This window comes from Duganella aquatilis (assembly GCF_009674565.1).
Lineage (GTDB): Bacteria > Pseudomonadota > Gammaproteobacteria > Burkholderiales > Burkholderiaceae_D > Rugamonas > Rugamonas aquatilis.
In genome coordinates, this window is sequence record NZ_WKJL01000020.1 from 38,537 (window position 1) to 55,392 (window position 16,856).

A 16,856-nucleotide genomic window follows, 5' to 3' on the forward strand; every position below is an offset into this window, starting at 1 on the left:
CTTACTTGATGGCGTCGGCCAGGCCGGGGGCGAACTCGGCGCCGTGCTTGACCTGGGCGGTGGAAGCCTTGACGGCGTCGCCGATCGGCTCGGCGCGGCCGTTCAGGCATTTGGCCAGGAAGTTCTCGGTCACCGCGTTGAAGGCGATGTTGTTGACCGGCCGCGCAAAGCCGTGGCCTTCGTCCGGGAACACCACGTAGGTGACCGGAATGTTCTTGGCCGCCATCGCGTCGACAATCTGCTCCGACTCGCGCACGTTGACGCGCGGGTCGTTGGCGCCCTGGCCGATCAGCAGCGGCCGCTGGATGTCGCCGGCGAAGTTCAGCGGCGAGCGTTCCTTCAGCAGCGCCTTGCCTTCCTCGGTGGTCGGATCGCCCATGCGCTTGTAGAACTGCTGCTTGCCCGCTTCCCAGTACGGCGGAATGGTCTGCAGCAGCGTGAACAGGTTGGACGGGCCGACGATGTCGACGCCGCAGGCAAAGGTGGTCGGCGTGAAGGCGACGCCGGCCAGCGTCGCATAGCCGCCGTACGAGCCGCCCATGATGGCCACCTTGTCGGCGGTGGTGACGCCGTTCCTGACCGCCCACTGCACCGCGTCGAGCAGGTCGTCATGCATCTTGCGGCCCCACTGCAAATCGCCGGCCGAGATGAAGTTCTTGCCGAAACCGGTCGAGCCGCGATAGTTCACCGACAGCACCGCGTAGCCGCGATTGGCCAGCCACTGGTGATAGCCGTTGTAGCCGAAGCCGTCGCGCGCCCACGGCCCGCCGTGCACCAGCAGCACCATCGGCACCGGCCGGCTGGCCTTGCCGCTGCTGCCTGGGTCCACCCACTTCGGCAGCGTCAGGTAGGACACCAGCGTCAGTCCGTCGCGCGCCTTGATTTCCTGCGGATGCATGGCCGCCAGCGGCGCGCCTTCCAGTTCCGGCCGGCTGACGTAGAGCTGGGTCAGCTTTTTCGCCTTGCGGTCGTACAGCCAGGTCGAGGCCGGCGCGGTGACGGGGTCGACCGCCACCAGCCACTTGTCTTCCGCCTCGGTGCGCGAGGTGACGGTGAACTGGCCCTTGGTGTTTTTCTTCAGGAACGCCAGGTCTTCCTTGATGTCGTCCGATACCGCCACGTATTCCTGCTTCAGGTAATCGACCGAGTAGGCCTGCACGCGGCCGGTGCGCTCGTCGAACAGGGTCTGGCCGATGTCGGCGCGGGCATCCTGGGCGATGACGGTGGTCTTGCCGCTGGCGACATCCTGCTCCACCAGCGCGGCCGTGTTGCGGTTGCGCGAATCGGTCCAGTACAGCGTCTTGCCGTCGACCGTGAAGGCCCACGGGCTGGTGGTCTGCGAATCCTCCAGGCCCACTTCCACCAGCGGCTTGCTGTCGATCGCGCCGTCGGTGACGCGGTAGTAGGTGGTGCCGCCGTCGGCGCGCGCCTTCATGGCGATGCGCAGCTTGAGCTGGTCGTCGGCCAGGTAGCCGCCGTAGCCGTCGTTCTGCTGCACCAGCGTCAGCTTGCCGCTGGCCAGGTCCAGGCTGTAGACATCGTGCCAGCGCGGGTCGCGGTTGTTGATGCCGACCAGGATGCGGTCCTTGGCCTTGAGGCTGATGTGCAGTACCTGGGCGCGGGTCTTTTCAAACGGCGTGTAATTGGTCTGCTTGCCGCTGTCGACGTTGACGCCGTACAGCAGGAAGTTCTCGTCGCCGCCCTTGTCCTGGATGAACAGCACCGCCTTGGAATCCGGCGACCAGAAGCTGCTGCGGATCGGCCGGGTTTTCTCGTCCGTCAGCGGCTTGGCCTTGGCCAAATCGCTGGCCGGCGCCACCCACAGATTCAGCACGCCGTCGCGCGGCGCGATCCACGACAGCCACTTGCCGTCCGGGCTGATCTTGGCGGCGGTCTTGCTGGGATTGCCGAAGATCTTGGTGCGCGCGATCAGCGGCACGTCGGCGGCGGACTGGGCATGGGCGGGCATGACACCGGCGAACAACAGGGCAGGCAGGGCGTAGCGAATCATGGATACCTCATCGTTGATGAATGGAAGACCAATCGTAACAATTTAACATGCCTGCGCAAGCCCATCGCGACAAACTGCGGCTGGCGTCGATGAACTGCGGAATGGACGCCACAGGCGGTGCCTGATGCTTGCCTGACGGCAATCTCCTGCGGTATCGTGTCTGTTCTATTCTGATTGGAGCCTGTGATGACCGCACCGAAACTGGAGATCCCCGAAGCCATCGTTGCCGCGCTGGGCGACTGGGTGCAGCGGACGGCGGAGGAGGCGGTGGCCGGTCCGCGCGAGACGCTGGCGCGCACCGAGGAGGAACTGCAGGCGGCGCGTGCCGGCATGGCCGAGCGCGACGAGGAAATCGAACAGCTGATGGCCGAGCTGCGCAACGCCCGCAGCATCGCCACCGACGCGCTGGTCGGCAAGGCCAAGGACCAGCTGGCGATCGAAGGCAAGGATGCGCAGCTGGCCGACCTGCGCGCGCAGATCGAACGCAACGTCGCCGCCGCTGCCGCCCTGTCCGACGCCAGGCTGGCGGCCGAGATGGAGCTGGTCGGCGCCGTCACCGCGCGCGACAACTACGCCGCCGAAATCAAGGAACTGCGCGCCAGGCTGGCCGGGCGCCATGGCTGAGAGTTGAGTTAATATCAAGCCATGCTTGACCGTCGACAATTCCTGCTGGGCAGTACGCTGGCGCTGGGGCTCCCCCCGGCGCGCGCCGCCACGCTGGTACGGTATCCGCAATCGGAGGCGGAAGGGCATGGCAACGGCGCCGAGCATTACCCGGTGCGCCTGCTGCGCATGGCGCTGGCGCGCTCCGGCGACGACTATGCGCTGGAGCCGACCACCGTCATGATGCGGCAGAACCGCGCGCTGGCCGAGCTGCGCGGCGGCCGCGTGATCGATGTGCTGTGGACCATGACCTCGCAGACGCGCGAGCGCGAGCTGCTGCCGGTGCGCATTCCGCTCGACATGGGGCTGATCGGCTGGCGCCTGCTGCTGATACGCCGGCGCGACGCGGCACGCTTTGCCGCCGTCCGCAAGGCCGCCGACCTGCAGGCGCTGGACGCGCTGCAAGGCCACGACTGGCCCGACACCGACATCCTGCGCGCCAACCACTACCGGGTGCAGACCGCGTCCGACTATGCCGGCATGTTCAAGATGCTGGAGTCCGGCCGGGTCGATTATTTTCCGCGCGCCGTGTTCGAGGTCTGGCACGAGGCGGCGGCGTTTGCCGAGCAGGGGCTGATGGTGGCGCCGGGGCTGGCGCTGCATTACCCGAGCGCGTTCTATTTCTTCGTCAACAGATCGAATCCAACGCTGGCGGCCGCCATCCAGCAGGGCCTGGAAGGCATGCTGGCCGACGGCAGCTATGTGCACGTGTTCCAGGAATACTTCGGCGACATGATCGCCCGCTCGACGCTGCCCGCGCGCCGCGTGTTCGAGCTGCGCAATCCGCTGCTGTCGGCCGCCACGCCGCTCGGCAGCAAGGAGCTGTGGTACCGGCCGGCGCCGCGCGGACGTTAAACGTTGAAATTCAACTTGCTCAATTGCTGGGACACAGGATCGTCCTGGTGTACGCACACTAAATTAATTCCAAACGGGAATATTTGATAGCCAAACTGTTCCAGGAAGGTGCGAATTTCGCCTTCATTGGATTTGATCTTTTCGATCATCAATTGCGGCTTATATTTTTCAATGGATTGTGCGGCGCCGGTCAAGGCCTCCATCTCCATGCCTTCGATATCGATTTTTATAAAATCCAGTCGTTTCAGATTCAATTGATCGATCGAGGTCATTTTGGTTCTGACACAATTCTCTTCGGTGTAATCGATCTCTTGACCAATAAATTCCGTGGTGCTTTTCTTTTTGATTTCCAGACTGCCAAAGCTCGAAGGAGCGAAGTAATTGGGCAGCGGAACAAAGATCTCGCCTTCGCTGGCGCCCACCGCAGCGAAAATCGCCCGGGCATTAAAGCAATTATTCAGGGCGATATTGCCGGCCAAAGCGTAATAAATGCGCTCCTGTGCCTCAAAGGCGATGACCTCGCCCCAGCCGTGCATCGCCTGTGCCCATTCAATCGTATGGACCCCGATATTTGCACCGCAGTCGATGGCCACGACCCCATTGCCAAAATTCTGCCGCCTGCTCATCAGCAACTGAACGGCGAAGTCAATTTCCTGGGGATCAAATGCCGACGTGTTCAATAATTGAAATCCAACGCCATATCCGCCGCCACTTTGCGTGATGCGATAATCGTGCCTGTTAACCAGCATAGAACCGTGGTTTGTGCTTGCTAGTACAAAAGCTATGGGCCGCAAATTTTTCACTTTGGTGCACTCCATCCATATTTAGGCTGATTGATCAACCGCGATCATCACGGCGTTCCTTACTCCGCAGCAATACTATAGCGCCTTCTCCTGCAAGGCAAGTACACTGACCCTATTCAAAAAGGCGGTTGAGGTCAACATGCGCTATATCGATTTCAGTTCGTGGCAAGGGGCGATAACCACGATCGTTGGCTTGGCGGTATTCACCCTGCTGGGCGTGGGCATCCGCCTGCTGATGATGCACTCCATTCAGCAACGCCGCGAACGCATGAATCGCCAGATCAACGAACGGCTGAAAACGCTGATTTCCGCCTACCGCACCCTGGGCGGCTCTTTCACCGGACAACTGACCGTCGATCCGACCCATCTGCGCGACTTGCGCGCCGCGGGGCAATCTGGCTCTGAGCGCTCGCGCCGCATACGGGATGCAGTCGAGGCCGCCTTGGCGGATATTCTGCTGCTCGGGACTGAAGAACATTGCCGGCTGGCAGGGCAGGCGGCGGCCGATCTGGCAGCGGGCCGCCCCATCCATACGGCGGAACTGGTCATCTCCCTGCGCAGCTTTATCCGCACCGCGCTTGACCTGGTGGCGATACCGGAGGACGTTATTGTTCCGCTGCAGGGGCCGGCCCGGGCGCAAAGCAGCAGTCGCGGCAAGGATGATGCGGAGAAGAGCGGCAACAAGCAGGCCGGCGGCGGCAACGCTGGCGCCGGCATGGAAATGGTGTTGGCGCCGGGCGGTGGGCACAGGGATGTCGACGGGACGGCTTAGATAGCAAAAACGCCACCCGAAGGTGGCGTTCTGAATTCTTGGTGGCCCGGGGCGGAATCGAACCACCGACACAAGGATTTTCAATCCTCTGCTCTACCAACTGAGCTACCAGGCCAAGGGCCGCAATTATAGCGACCGCCGGCCGGGTTTGGCAAGAGCCCGCCTCCATTTTGTTGACAGCCCCATGGCGGAGGGATTAATTTAGCCAATTAGACAATCTCATCAGACAAGGACGATATGAAGACGGCGGCTTGGTGGTTGGCGGGTTTGGCGATGGCGGGCGCGGCGCAGGGCGCGGAGCTGACGCCGGTGCAAAAGCAGATGCGGTCGATCTACCAGGAGCTGGTGGAGACCAACACCACCAACTCGGTCGGCTCCTGCACGGTGGCGGCGCAGAAGATGGCCAGGCGGCTGAAAGCCGGCGGCTTCAAGGACAGCGAGCTGCAAATCCTGATTCCTCCCGGCGGTCCGGCCAAGGGCAACCTGATCGCGCGCCTGAAGGGCGACGGCAGCAAGAAGCCGCTGCTGCTGCTGGCCCACATCGACGTGGTGGAGGCCAAGCGCGAGGACTGGGAGCGCGATCCGTTCAAGCTGGTCGAAGAAAACGGCATGTTCTACGCGCGCGGCGCGTCCGACGACAAGGCCATGGCGGCGTCCTTCGTCAACAATATGCTGCTCTATAAAAAAGAGAAGCTGCCGCTGAAGCGCGACATCATCCTGGCGCTGACCTGCGACGAGGAGCTGGTGCCATCCAAGTTTGACGGCGCCGAGTACCTGGTCAACCACCACCGGGCACTGATCGACGCCGAAATCGCGCTGAACGAAGGCGGCGGCGGCCTGCTGGACAAGGACGGCAAGCCGGTCCGCCACGGCATCCAGGCCGGCGAGAAGATTTACCAGAGCTTCCAGCTGGAGGTGACCAATCCCGGCGGCCACAGTTCGGCGCCGTTCAAGGACAACGCGATCTATCGCCTGGCCGACGGCCTGTCGCGCCTCGGCCAGTTCTCCTTCCCGTTCAAGCTGTCGCCGGTGACGCGCGCCTACTACGAGCGCATGTCGACGATTGAGAAGGGGCAGGTGGCCGATGACATGAAGGCCATCCTGCAGGATCCGCCGGATCAGGCGGCGCTGGACCGGCTGTACGCGGTCAGCCCGGTACACAACTCCACCGTGCGCACCACCTGCGTGGCGACCAAGGTCGATGCCGGTCACGCCGACAATGCGCTGCCGCAGCGCGCCCGCGCCGCGGTCAACTGCCGCATCCTGCCGGGCGAGCCGATCGCCGAGGTGCAGGCGACCTTGCAGCGCGTGGTGGCCGACGACAAGATCAAGATCACCCGCATCGGCGACGGCGTCGACGGCCCGATGCCGCCCATGACGCCGCTGCTGATGAAGGCGGTGGAGGAGATCAGCAACGATATGTGGCCGGGCGTGCCGGTGGTGCCGGCCATGTCCACCGGCGGCACCGACGGCCGCTTCCTGAACAACGCCGGCATCTGGACCTACGGCATCAGCGGCATGTTCCACGGCCCGGAAGGCAGCGGCGCGCACGGCCTGAATGAGCACATTCGCGTCAAGTCGCTGTACGACGGCCAGGAATACCTGTACCGCCTCGGCAAGCGCCTGGCGACGGAATAAACAAACCGGGGTCAGTTCTGCCAATCGCACACGAGCCCTGCCGTAGCGACCGCTACGGCAGGGCTCGTGTGCGATTGGCAGAACTGACCCCGGTTTTTATTCAGGAACGATGATGCGCCAGCGCCACGGCTTCAGTACGGCCTGGCCTTCGCCGGCCAGCTTGTACTTCTGCACCTGGCTGGTCGGGTTGACGATCACGCGCAGGTTGTTGGGGCCCTGCTGGCGCTTGAAGGCAAACAGCTGTTCGTTGCCGACATCGAGCAGTTGCACCGCGCCGCCCGAGGCGCCGTTCCACAGCGCCGGGTTCTGCTTCTTCAGCGCATTCAGGCCGGCGTAGAAGCCTTCCAGTTCGTAGTTCTTCCAGTCGATCGGATCCTTTTCGAAGAACTCCAGCTTCTTGTCCAGCCGCGATTCCTGGCCGTTGTAGATCAGCGGGATGCCGGGCAGGGTGTAGCTCAGCACCGTCATCGCGCCCCACGCCGGGCCGTACAGATCCTTGTCCGCGCCTTCCCACGAATTGATGTCGTGGTTGTTGGTGAACTGCAGGCGGTAGGCGTCGCGCGGGAAGGTCTTCGGCGGATTGGTGACGTAGGCGCGCAGTTCGGCGGCGCCGGCTTCGCCCTTGCCGATCTTCTTCATGATGCCGTTCAGCGGCCAGTCGTAGCTGGCGTCGAAGGCTTTGTCGTGCAGGGCCGGTTCGTTCCATTCGGCCAGCATGAACACCGGCTTGATCTTGTCCAGCTGCGCGCGCGCCTGGTCCCAGAACGCGGTCGGCACCAGGCCGGCCGCATCGCAGCGGAAGCCGTCGATGCCGGTTTCCTTGACCCAGTAGGCCATGGCGTCCGTCATGCCCTTCCACAGCTCCTTGTTGTCGTAATCGAGGCCGACCACGTCGCTCCATTCCTCGGTGCCGCCGGCTTCGTTCTTGAAGGTGACGGAGTAGATCTCACCCTTGTCGTTCTTCTTGAACCAGTCCGGGTGCTGCGTCACCCACGGGTTGTCCCACGCCGTGTGGTTGCCCACCCAGTCGATGATCACGTGCATGCCCAGCGTGTGCGCCTGCCTGGTCAGCTTGCGCAGGTCGTCGATGCTGCCGTAGTCCGGATTGACGGCGGTGTAGTCCTGCACCGCGTAGTAGCTGCCCAGCGTGCCCTTGTGGTTCTTCTGGCCGATCGGATGGATCGGCATCAGCCAGACGATGTCCACGCCCATCTGCTTGAGGCGCGGCAGGCTGGCGGTGACCGCGTTCAGCGTGCCTTCCTTGCTGAACTGGCGCGGATTGACTTCATACACGTTGGAGCTGCGCGACCACGCCGGGTGTTTCGGTTCGGCGTGGGCGGCGGTGAATAACGTCGCCAGGATCAGCGAGGCGGCAAGCTTTTTCATAGAGTCCCTTATTTCAGCGTGCGTTCAAACAGTTGGTAGATGCGGCGGTATTCGTCGTACCACGATTCAGGATGCACGAAGCCGTGGCGTTCCAGCGGATACGGCGCCAGTTCCCAGTTGTCCTTTTTCAGTTCGATGAAGCGTTGCGCCATGCGCACCGAATCCTGGAAGAAGACGTTATCGTCGATCATGCCATGGGCGATCAGCAGATTGCCTTTCAGCTGGTCGGCGTATTCGATCGGCGACGACACCTTGTACGCTTCCGGGTCCAGCTCCGGCGTGTTCAGGATGTTGGCGGTGTATTCATGGTTGTAGGTGGTCCAGTCGGTGACGGGACGCAGCGCTGCGCCGGACTTGAACTGGTCCGGTGCGCGCAGCAGCGCCATGAAGGTCATGAAGCCGCCGTAGCTGCCGCCGTAGATGCCGACGTTCCTGGCATCGCCCTGTTGATTGGCGACCATCCAGTTCAGGCCATCGACGTAGTCCTCCAGTTCCGGGTGGCCCATCTGGCGATAGATCGCGGTGCGCCAGTTGCGGCCATAGCCCAGCGAGGCGCGGTAGTCCATGTCCAGCACGATGTAGCCCTTCTGCACCAGCAGGTTGTGGAACATCTGCTCGCGGAAGTAAACCGGATAGCGCTTGGTTACGTTCTGCAGGTAGCCGGCGCCGTGCACGAACATCACCACCGGATATTTTTTGCCCGCTTCCAGCGTGGCCGGGCGATACAGCTTGGCCCAGACCGGATCGGCGCCGTGGGTCGACGGCACCGGCACGATCTGCGGTTCGATCCACTCGCGCGCCTTGTAGTCGGCGCTGCGGGTATCGGTCAGCTGGGTGACCTTGCCGCCGCTGCTGGACACGGTGCCGATCTGCGTCGGCATGTAGGCGCTGGAGTAGCGCACCAGCAGCTTGTGGCCGTCCGGCGACAGCGAGAAGCCTTCGACGCCGCCCAGCGAGGTCAGTTCCTTCAGCGCGCCATCCCTGGTGCTGGTCGAGCAGACTTCATAGGTGCCCGGCAGTTTTGGATTGCACATGAAGTAGGCGGTCTGGCCGTCCGATGACCAGGTGACGTTGGACTCTTCCCATTTGCCCGAGGTCAGCGCGCGCGACTTGCCGTCGGCAGTGCGCAGGTACAGGTGGCCGTAGCCGCTTTCTTCCGACTCGTACCACAGCGTGCTGTTGTCAGGCTGCCAGCCGAAGTCGTTGCCGCGGTTGTTGACCCAGGCGGTGTCGCTCAGGCGGTGCAGCGGTTGCAGCTTGGCGGCGGCCAAATCGACAGACGCGATCCAGCGGTCCTTGTTGTCGATGGCCTGCGCCATGACTGCGACCCTGGCGCCGTTGGCGCTCCAGCGGATCGAGTCTTCGCGTCCTTCGAAGCGCACGGCGCGATTGCCTTTCAGCGCATCGAGTTTCTGTGCGGCGCGCATCGCGGCCAGCGGATCTTCCTTGATGCCCGGCAGGTCGTCGAGCGACAGGTCGGTCACCTTGCGCGTCGCCACTTCCACCAGTTTCAGATGGTGTGACAGCGGGCCGGCTTCGCTCACGCGTTTGCGTTCGTCGTCGGTTTCCTCGTAGCCCGATTCGGTCACGTATTTCGGCAGCTTGCCGACGCGGCGCTTGTCGCCGTCCTTGGCGGCGGTGACCACCAGCAGGTAACGGCCGTCCGGCGACAGCGAGCTGGTTTCGATGGTGACCTTGTCGCCCAGGTAGATCGGCTGCGGCGCGCGGGTGGCGTCGGCGGCGCGGTCGGCGTTGCGCTGGTCGCGCGTGTCGTCCTTGTCCTTCTTCAGCTGCGCCAGCGTGGAGATCAGGCGCAGTTGCATGTCGCGGCGGAAGTCGGCGTCCGGCGCCGCATCAGGATCCTTGGCGGTGCGCAGCAGCGCGACCGGCGACACCAGGCGTTCGCTGCGGCTCCAGCTGAACCAGTCGCTGCCGACGCGGAACTGCACGTGGTTGCCATCGGCGGCGTATTGCGCGTCGGCGGCCGGCGTGGTGCCGCGCACGATCTGCGTCAGCGCGCCGGTTTTCAGGTCGCGTTCAAACAGGTCGCCGTTGCGCAGCAGGACGGCGCGCGTGCGTTCGCGGTTGTAGAGCGGATCGGCGCTATCGAGGTTGGCCAGCTGCTTTTCTTCCACGACCTTGGCGGCGGCGCCATTGATCTGGTAAGTGTCGCGCAGCGCGGAGCCGCTGCGTTTCTGCTTGAAGTACACCTGGCGGCTGTCCCAGCCCCACCATGCCGATTCAACCGGATTGCCGATCCAGTCCGGATTGGCCATGGCTTGATCGAGCGTGATGGGCGTTGGTGCGGCGGTGGCGGTATGGGCGGCAGTGGCATGGACCGCGATGGCGGTCGCCAGGAGTGGCAGTACAAAACGCATTGATAGTTTCGCTTTGAGGTTGGGTGAACGGGAGCACCGGATTGCAGCGCGTCCCAGATTCTAGCCCATGGATTAGTTGCGGGCTATCTTGTCGGTTTGCCCATGGCCGGCATCGGGGCCGCCACGGCGCGGCGCCAGCCGCAACGCCAGCATCAGGATGGCGCCCGCCGCCAGATACAGCAGGATCAGGCCGGCCAGCATGGCGGCGCTGTCGCCCCAGGCCAGCATGCGCTCGCTGAGCGCCGGCCCCAGTGCGCCGCCCATCACGCCGATGCTGCCCACCAGCGCGATGCCGATGGCGGCGCGGCGGCGGTTCAGCAGGCCGGTGAGGATGGCCACCAGCAGCGGCGCGCCGGCCGCCACGCCCACCGTTGCCAGCGTCAGTCCGGCCAGCGACCAGGCCAGGCCATTGTCGGCGGCGATGGCCAGTCCCAGGCCACCGGCCGCCAGCACCATGCAGGCGATGAAATGGCCGCGCCGTTCGCGCCGGCGGTCGGAGTCGTAGCCGATCAAAATCATGCCGATCACGGCGGCCAGGCCGGGCACAAAGGCCAGCAGGCCAGGCTGCGTATTGCTGGCCGATCCCCAGCGCTGCATCAGCGTCGGCGACCAGAAGATCAGCGCGTAGCTGGCGGCCATCAGCAGCAGGTTGGCCAGGGCCAGCAAGGCGATCGATGGCTGGCGCGCCAAGGCCCAGGCGGTGGCGAAGGGCGAGGGCGGCGCGCTGTCGCTGTCCTCATCTTCGCCGTCGCTGAGCGCCTGTTCGTCGCGCTCCAGATCCTGCTCCACCATCTGCTGTTCGAACGACGACAGCCAGCGCGCGTCCTGCGGTCCGTCGGCGAGGAAGTACCAGGCGGCGACGCCGATCAACGCTGCCGGCAGGCCTTGCGTCAGCAGCAGCCATTGCCAGCCCTGCAGGCCGCCCAGTTGGTGCATGCCCTGCAGCGTGAGGTCGCACAGCGGACCGGCCGCCGCGCCGGCCAGCAGCGCGGCGGCGGCGAAGATGGCGAAGACGTGCGCGCGCCGCGCGGCCGGATACCACCATGTCAGGTACAGAATCACGCCAGGGAAGAAGCCTGCTTCAAACACGCCAAGCAGGAAGCGGAGCACATAGAACTCCACCTGCTCGCGCACGAAGGCGCCGGCGGCGGTGGTCGCGCCCCAGCACAGCATCAGGCGCAGCAAGGTTTTGCGCGCGCCGAGTTGTTCCAGCAGCAGATTGCAGGGCGCCGCGCACAGGCAGTAGGCGAGGAAGAAAAGGGCGGTGCCCCAGGTGTAGGTCTGGCGGCTGAAATCGAGATCGGCGCCCATCTGCAGCGTGGCGTAGCCGACGTTGACGCGGTCCAGATACGCCACCGCATAGCACAGCATCAGCAGCGGCAATAGCCGCCAGTTGATCTTGCGGTAGATGGCATCCATGCCGGCGGCGCCGCGCAGATGCAGTATCTTGGCGCCGGTGGCGCGATGGGTCTGCATACTGACGATATTATCCGCACGATATTGCCGAGGCAAGCGTTCGCGCACGCAAAACAACAGTGCCTGAATCTGCACCAGTTTGGCGCGTTGATCAGGCCGTGGCGGCGCCGGTGCGGCGCGGACGCAGTTCCGGCCGGGAGGCCGCATCGTCGTCATCCTGCGCCAGGAATTTGCTGCCGATTTCGAACCACTCTTCGCTGGAAATGACCTTCTGCGCCAGCGGCAGCAGTTCCTGTTCTTCCTTGTCGAGCCGCTTGAGCAGGTTCTGGCAATACAGGTCGACCGTGCGGCACAGGAACTTGCCCTGCGACGCGCTGCGGCGCATGGCGCGCCGCAGGCAGCGGTAGACGGCGTTGAGCATGGCGCTGCCACGCTTGCTCAGCGATTCCAGGTCGTTCATCAACGGCGTGCAATTGGGTTCGGCCGCGCGCACGGCCGGCATCAGGCAGGCCTCCACCTTGCGCTGATGACGCGATTCGGCAAAGCTGATCAGTTCTTTCAGTTGGGACTCGATGAACACAGGGTCGATTTCCTGTGGCCGGCGCGCGATCGACTGCACGTATTGCAGCAGACGCGAGATGAAATGGCGTTCCTTCTTTTGCTCGATAGACAGTGTCAACAAGACATAGGTGGCAGTTAGCATAGCGTTTCCCGTATTCCATGTAACTTCGGCTGCGCGGAGGTCGTCGCAGAGGAGCCGACGCGCCCGAGGTGAAGCTATCACCTTAGCGCGTTAAACGGGCTCATACAACGCCGATTTACAATTGTTCACAACTGGTTGTGAGGCAATACAAAGCGAAGCATTACCGGCGGGGAAAACGAATTGCGCACACGTCAAGCCGGCCGCAACGCGCGCTTTTTCACCTGGCTGAGGAAATAATTATGCCCTTTTTCAGCGCCCGAAAATACGCCATTTATTGCGGCGTTCAACAATAATTTCTATCGGTTGCGGCCGCTTGTGGCCGCAACCTCAATGCTGCACTGCGGCAGTTCAGGCGCGCGGTGCGCCCAGGTAGAAGGCGCGCGGCGCGGCGAAGCTGGCGCGCACCTGTTTCGACACTTCGTCGGTCAGCACTTCGTCCTGGTTCGCTTCCAGCGCGGTGACGATGGCCTGGGCGATGTCGGCCGGCTTGGATTTCGGCGCGTCGACGTTGGCCGTCATGTCGGTGTCCATATAGCCCATGTGGGCGCCCAGCACCTGGGTGTTTTGCGCCTGCAGTTCGTTGCGCAGGCCGTTGGTCAGGGCCCAGGCGGCGGACTTGGAGGCGCTGTAGGTGCCGGTGGTCGGGAAGCTGGCCCAGCTCAACGCCGACAGGATGTTGATGATGGCGCCGCCGCCGTTGCGGCCCAGTACCGGGGCGAAGGCGTGGCTCAGGGCCAGCGGGGCGAAGAAGTTGGTTTCGAATTCGGCGCGGGCGGCGCTCAGCGCGTCCGGGCCGGTGACGCCGCCCACCACGTGGATGCCGGCGTTGTTGATCAGGATGGTCAGGTCGGGAATCGCCTGCACCACGGCGGCGATGTCGGCGGCGCTGGTCACGTCCAGCTTGATCGGGGTGGCGCCGGGAATGTCGATGGTTTCCGGTTTGCGGGCGGCGGCGTAGACCTTGGCGGCGCCGGCCTGGATGGCGGCTTGCGCCAGGGCTTTGCCCAGGCCACGGTTAGCGCCGGTAACCAGTACGATGGCATTTTTGAAGTTCATGATGATTCCTTTCGAGGTGAGTTAATAACTGCAATATGACCGGTCATCTTAAAAATGGCCGAAAAAAAATTACGACAAAATAATATCCAGCATCATGCGTGCAAAACGGTCCAGCGGCTCGCGGCTTTGTTCGGCCTTGGTGCGCAGCACCGCGCCTTGCCAGGCGTCGTTGACGAAGGCCGCCAGTTCCGCTGCCGGCACGCTGCTGCGGATGCTGCCGTCGCGCTGACCTTCCGCGATCACCGCCGCCATCACCGCCGCCGAACCGGCAAACGCCTGCTGTATGGCGCTGCGCATGGCTGGAATCTGGTTGGACAGTTCGGTGCTGAAATTGCCCAGCAGGCAGCCGCAGTGAAAATCGTTGGCGGCATTGCCGGCGATCATGCGTTCAAAATACTGCTGCAACCGTGCGCGCGGCGCCAGCGTGCCATCGTGCAGCACGGCAGCCAGCTCGCCGACGGCGGCCAGGTAACGTTGCACGACCTCCAGCCCCAGCGCTTCCTTGCTGGTGAAGTGGTTGTAGAACGAGCCTTTCCGCACACCGGCAGCGTCGGTAATATCCTGGACGCTGGTCGCATTGAACCCTTTGCTGTGCAGCAGGTCCAAACTGGTGCTGACGATCTGCTCTTTAACGTTTGCTTTAGCCATGTGTGTAATATGACCGGTCGTCTTAAAATAGTCAATCACTTTTTTTCTATGAAAGTGATAGTATTACCGAAAGTCTGTTACCTTTTTATGGAGAAGAAATGAAGGCAGTTTTGTTCAGCGGTGTCTGTCTGGTGATGCTGGCGGCGTGCGCGTCGCAGCCTGAAGTGGCGGTCGATCCGGCAGCGCCGGTCACGGCGGCAGTCAAGTGCAAACCTAATAACGACGATGCGCCGACCGGCAGCTCGATCAAGCGCCGCGACTGCTCGGCCAATCCCGATGTGCAGAACGCCAATGCGGAACAATTGCTGGACCAGCGCCGCTTCACCATGCCGAGCGGCCTCAACCGCTGATCGCATCAAGTAGCGTAAAGTAACAATTTCCCGCCAGACCCAGCGCTCTTGGTATGATCCCCGATGCCCGGCCACAAGCCGGGGTATTTTTTATAACATCGGAGAGAGCGAATGAGATTCCCTTTGCTGCTGCTGGGTACCGCCTTGGCGGCTTCCAGTGCGATGGCCGCGCCGCGCGGCTTTACCGTAGAAGACATGGTCAAGATGGAACGGGTCGGCAGCCCGGTGCTGTCGCCGGATGCGACGCGCGTGGTGTACACCGTGCGCACCACCGATCTGGACAAGAACCGTGGCAATACCCAGTTGTGGCTGCTCGATCTGCGCCATCCGAACGCCGCGCCGGTGCGCCTGACCCAGGCCGCCGCCAGCAGCTCCGATCCGGAATGGTCGCCGAACGGCGATGCGGTGTACTTCCTGTCGGGCCGCTCCGGCTCGTCGCAGGTGTGGCGTTTGCCGCTGGGCGGCGGCGAGGCCAGCAAGGTCACCGACCTGCCGCTCGATGTCGATAATTTCCGCCTGTCGCCACAGGGCGACCGCCTGCTGTTCAGCATGGCCGTGTTCCGCGATTGCGCCGACCTGGCGTGCAGCAAGCAGCGCCTGGACGACAACGCCAAGGTCAAGGCCAGCGGCAAGGTGTACGACAAGCTGTTCGTGCGCCACTGGGATACCTGGGCCGACGGCCGCACCAACGTGCTGTACTCGGCGCCGATCGACGCCGGCGGCAAGGTCAGCGTGCAGCCGGTCAGCCTGAGCGGCAAGCTGGACGGCGACGTGCCATCCAAGCCATTCGGCGATCACGATGAATATCACTTCAGCCCGGACGGCAAGACCGTGGCCTTCTCGGCGCGCATCGCCGGCAAGACCGAAGCCTGGTCGACCAACTTCGACGTCTACACCGTGCCGGCCACCGGCGGCGAAGCCAAGAACCTGACCGCAGACAACAAGGCCTGGGACACCAAGGCGATCTACTCGCCGGACGGCAAGACGCTGGCCTACGTGGCGATGGACAAGCCGACCTTCGAGGCCGACCGCTTCCACCTGGTGCTGATCGACGTCGCCAGCGGCAAGAAGCGCACCGTCGCCGACAGCTGGGACCGTTCGATCGCGGACTTCCGCTGGACGCCTGACAGCAAGGCCATCCTGGCCACCGCCGACGACGTCGGCCAGCACCGCCTGTTCTCGATCGACGCCGCCAGCGGCAAGGTCAGCGCGCTGACCGGCAAGGGCTATGTCAGCGGCTTCGACGTCGCCAAGGACACCATCGTCATGGCGCAGGCCAGCCTGTCGTCGGGCGCGCAGCTGTTCAAGTTCAAGCTGGGTGCATCGGGCGAAAAGGCCGACCAGCTGACCCACCTGAATGAAGCCGCGCTGGCCGATGTCAAGTTCGGCGAGTACGAGCAGTTCTCCTTCACCGGCGCCAATGGCGACACCGTCTACGGCCACGTGATGAAGCCATGGAACGCCAAGCCGGGCCAGAAATATCCGATCGCCTTCCTGGTGCACGGCGGCCCGCAGGGCAGCTTCGGCAACTCGTGGAGCTATCGCTGGAATCCGCAGGTGTACGCGGGCGCCGGCTATGCGACCGTGTTCATCGACTTCCACGGTTCGACCGGCTACGGCCAGAAGTTCACCGACTCGATCAGCGGCGACTGGGGCGGCAAGCCGCTGGAAGATTTGCAGAAAGGCCTTGCGGCAGCGGTGCAGAAATTCCCATGGCTGGACCGTGACAACAGCTGCGCGCTGGGCGCGTCGTATGGCGGCTTCATGATGAACTGGATCCAGGGTAACTGGTCGGACGGCTTCAAGTGCATCGTCAACCACGACGGCGTGTTCGATGCGCGCGGCATGGCCTACTCCACCGAAGAAATCTGGTTCACCGAGTGGGAAAACGGCGGCCCGTACTACGAGGTGCCCGAGCTGCACGAGAAGTTCAACCCGGCGCTGAAGGTGAAGAACTGGAAGACGCCGATGCTGGTGGTGCAGGGCGACATGGACTTCCGCATCCCGACCGCGCAAGGTCTGGGCGCGTTCACCGCGCTGCAACGCCGCGGCATTCCGAGCAAGTTCCTGTTCTTCCCGGACGAGAACCACTGGGTGCTGAAGCCGGCCAACTCGGTGCTGTGGCATCACACGGTGATTGACTGGCTCGATACCTACATCAAAAAATAAGCAAGGGA

The 16,856-nt window shown here is 63.5% G+C and carries 14 protein-coding genes and 1 tRNA gene; 6 read left to right on the forward strand and 9 right to left on the reverse strand.

The annotated features are described in order from the left end of the window. Nucleotide 1 precedes the first annotated feature (1 nt). The gene (locus GJ698_RS22525; protein ID WP_154360108.1) at nt 2-2,011 is read right to left on the reverse strand and encodes an alpha/beta hydrolase family protein; all 2,010 of its coding nucleotides are present in this window, start codon (nt 2,009-2,011) and stop codon (nt 2-4) included. A gap of 186 nt (nt 2,012-2,197) precedes the next feature. On the opposite strand from GJ698_RS22525, the gene GJ698_RS22530 reads away from it, so the two are divergent. Beyond that, nucleotides 2,198-2,635 (forward strand): hypothetical protein, encoded by a 438-nt coding sequence (locus GJ698_RS22530; RefSeq protein WP_208023868.1) that lies wholly within the window; start codon nt 2,198-2,200, stop codon nt 2,633-2,635. Nucleotides 2,636-2,656: 21 nt separating this feature from the next. Then, nucleotides 2,657-3,529, forward strand: coding sequence for a substrate-binding periplasmic protein (locus GJ698_RS22535; protein ID WP_154360109.1), 873 nt, complete (start codon nt 2,657-2,659; stop codon nt 3,527-3,529). On the opposite strand, the gene GJ698_RS22540 is transcribed toward GJ698_RS22535, so the two are convergent. Further along, nucleotides 3,526-4,332, reverse strand: a complete 807-nt coding sequence (locus GJ698_RS22540) for an FkbM family methyltransferase (protein ID WP_371865418.1) — start codon at nt 4,330-4,332, stop codon at nt 3,526-3,528. The genes GJ698_RS22535 and GJ698_RS22540 overlap by 4 nt on opposite strands. Nucleotides 4,333-4,471: 139 nt before the next feature. Between GJ698_RS22540 and GJ698_RS22545 the strand changes: the two genes are divergently transcribed. Beyond that, the gene (locus GJ698_RS22545) at nt 4,472-5,104 is read left to right on the forward strand and encodes a hypothetical protein (protein ID WP_229260125.1); all 633 of its coding nucleotides are present in this window, start codon (nt 4,472-4,474) and stop codon (nt 5,102-5,104) included. Between the two features lie 39 nt (nt 5,105-5,143). Here GJ698_RS22545 and GJ698_RS22550 read toward each other — a convergent pair. After that, a tRNA-Phe gene (locus GJ698_RS22550) sits at nt 5,144-5,219 on the reverse strand. Between the two features lie 122 nt (nt 5,220-5,341). Between GJ698_RS22550 and GJ698_RS22555 the strand changes: the two genes are divergently transcribed. Continuing rightward, on the forward strand, nt 5,342-6,742 hold the full coding sequence (locus GJ698_RS22555) for a M20/M25/M40 family metallo-hydrolase (RefSeq protein WP_154360111.1): 1,401 nt from the start codon (nt 5,342-5,344) through the stop codon (nt 6,740-6,742). A 96-nt stretch (nt 6,743-6,838) separates the two neighbouring features. Here GJ698_RS22555 and GJ698_RS22560 read toward each other — a convergent pair whose 3' ends face one another. The 6 genes from GJ698_RS22560 to GJ698_RS22585 all read right to left on the reverse strand — a co-directional run bounded on the left by GJ698_RS22560 (nt 6,839) and on the right by GJ698_RS22585 (nt 14,329). Then, entirely contained in the window at nt 6,839-8,128 is a 1,290-nt protein-coding gene (locus tag GJ698_RS22560; RefSeq protein ID WP_154360112.1) for an alpha-amylase family glycosyl hydrolase, read from the reverse strand. A gap of 8 nt (nt 8,129-8,136) precedes the next feature. Then, nucleotides 8,137-10,506, reverse strand: coding sequence for a S9 family peptidase (locus GJ698_RS22565; protein ID WP_154360113.1), 2,370 nt, complete (start codon nt 10,504-10,506; stop codon nt 8,137-8,139). A 72-nt stretch (nt 10,507-10,578) separates the two neighbouring features. Continuing rightward, nucleotides 10,579-11,982, reverse strand: a complete 1,404-nt coding sequence (locus tag GJ698_RS22570; protein ID WP_154360114.1) for an MFS transporter — start codon at nt 11,980-11,982, stop codon at nt 10,579-10,581. A 91-nt stretch (nt 11,983-12,073) separates the two neighbouring features. Next, nucleotides 12,074-12,625, reverse strand: coding sequence for a hypothetical protein (locus GJ698_RS22575; RefSeq protein ID WP_154360115.1), 552 nt, complete (start codon nt 12,623-12,625; stop codon nt 12,074-12,076). 348 nt (nt 12,626-12,973) lie between these two features. Continuing rightward, a complete protein-coding gene (locus GJ698_RS22580) occupies nt 12,974-13,681 on the reverse strand; it encodes an SDR family oxidoreductase (protein ID WP_154360116.1) in 708 nt (235 codons plus the stop codon). 69 nt (nt 13,682-13,750) lie between these two features. Continuing rightward, complete coding sequence (locus GJ698_RS22585) at nt 13,751-14,329, reverse strand: TetR/AcrR family transcriptional regulator (RefSeq protein WP_154360117.1); 579 nt, start codon at nt 14,327-14,329, stop codon at nt 13,751-13,753. Between the two features lie 98 nt (nt 14,330-14,427). Here GJ698_RS22585 and GJ698_RS22590 point away from each other — a divergent pair, with 98 nt between their 5' ends. Next, a complete protein-coding gene (locus tag GJ698_RS22590; protein WP_154360118.1) occupies nt 14,428-14,679 on the forward strand; it encodes a hypothetical protein in 252 nt (83 codons plus the stop codon). Nucleotides 14,680-14,790: 111 nt separating this feature from the next. Beyond that, on the forward strand, nt 14,791-16,848 hold the full coding sequence (locus GJ698_RS22595) for a S9 family peptidase (protein ID WP_154360119.1): 2,058 nt from the start codon (nt 14,791-14,793) through the stop codon (nt 16,846-16,848). Nucleotides 16,849-16,856: the final 8 nt, after the last annotated feature.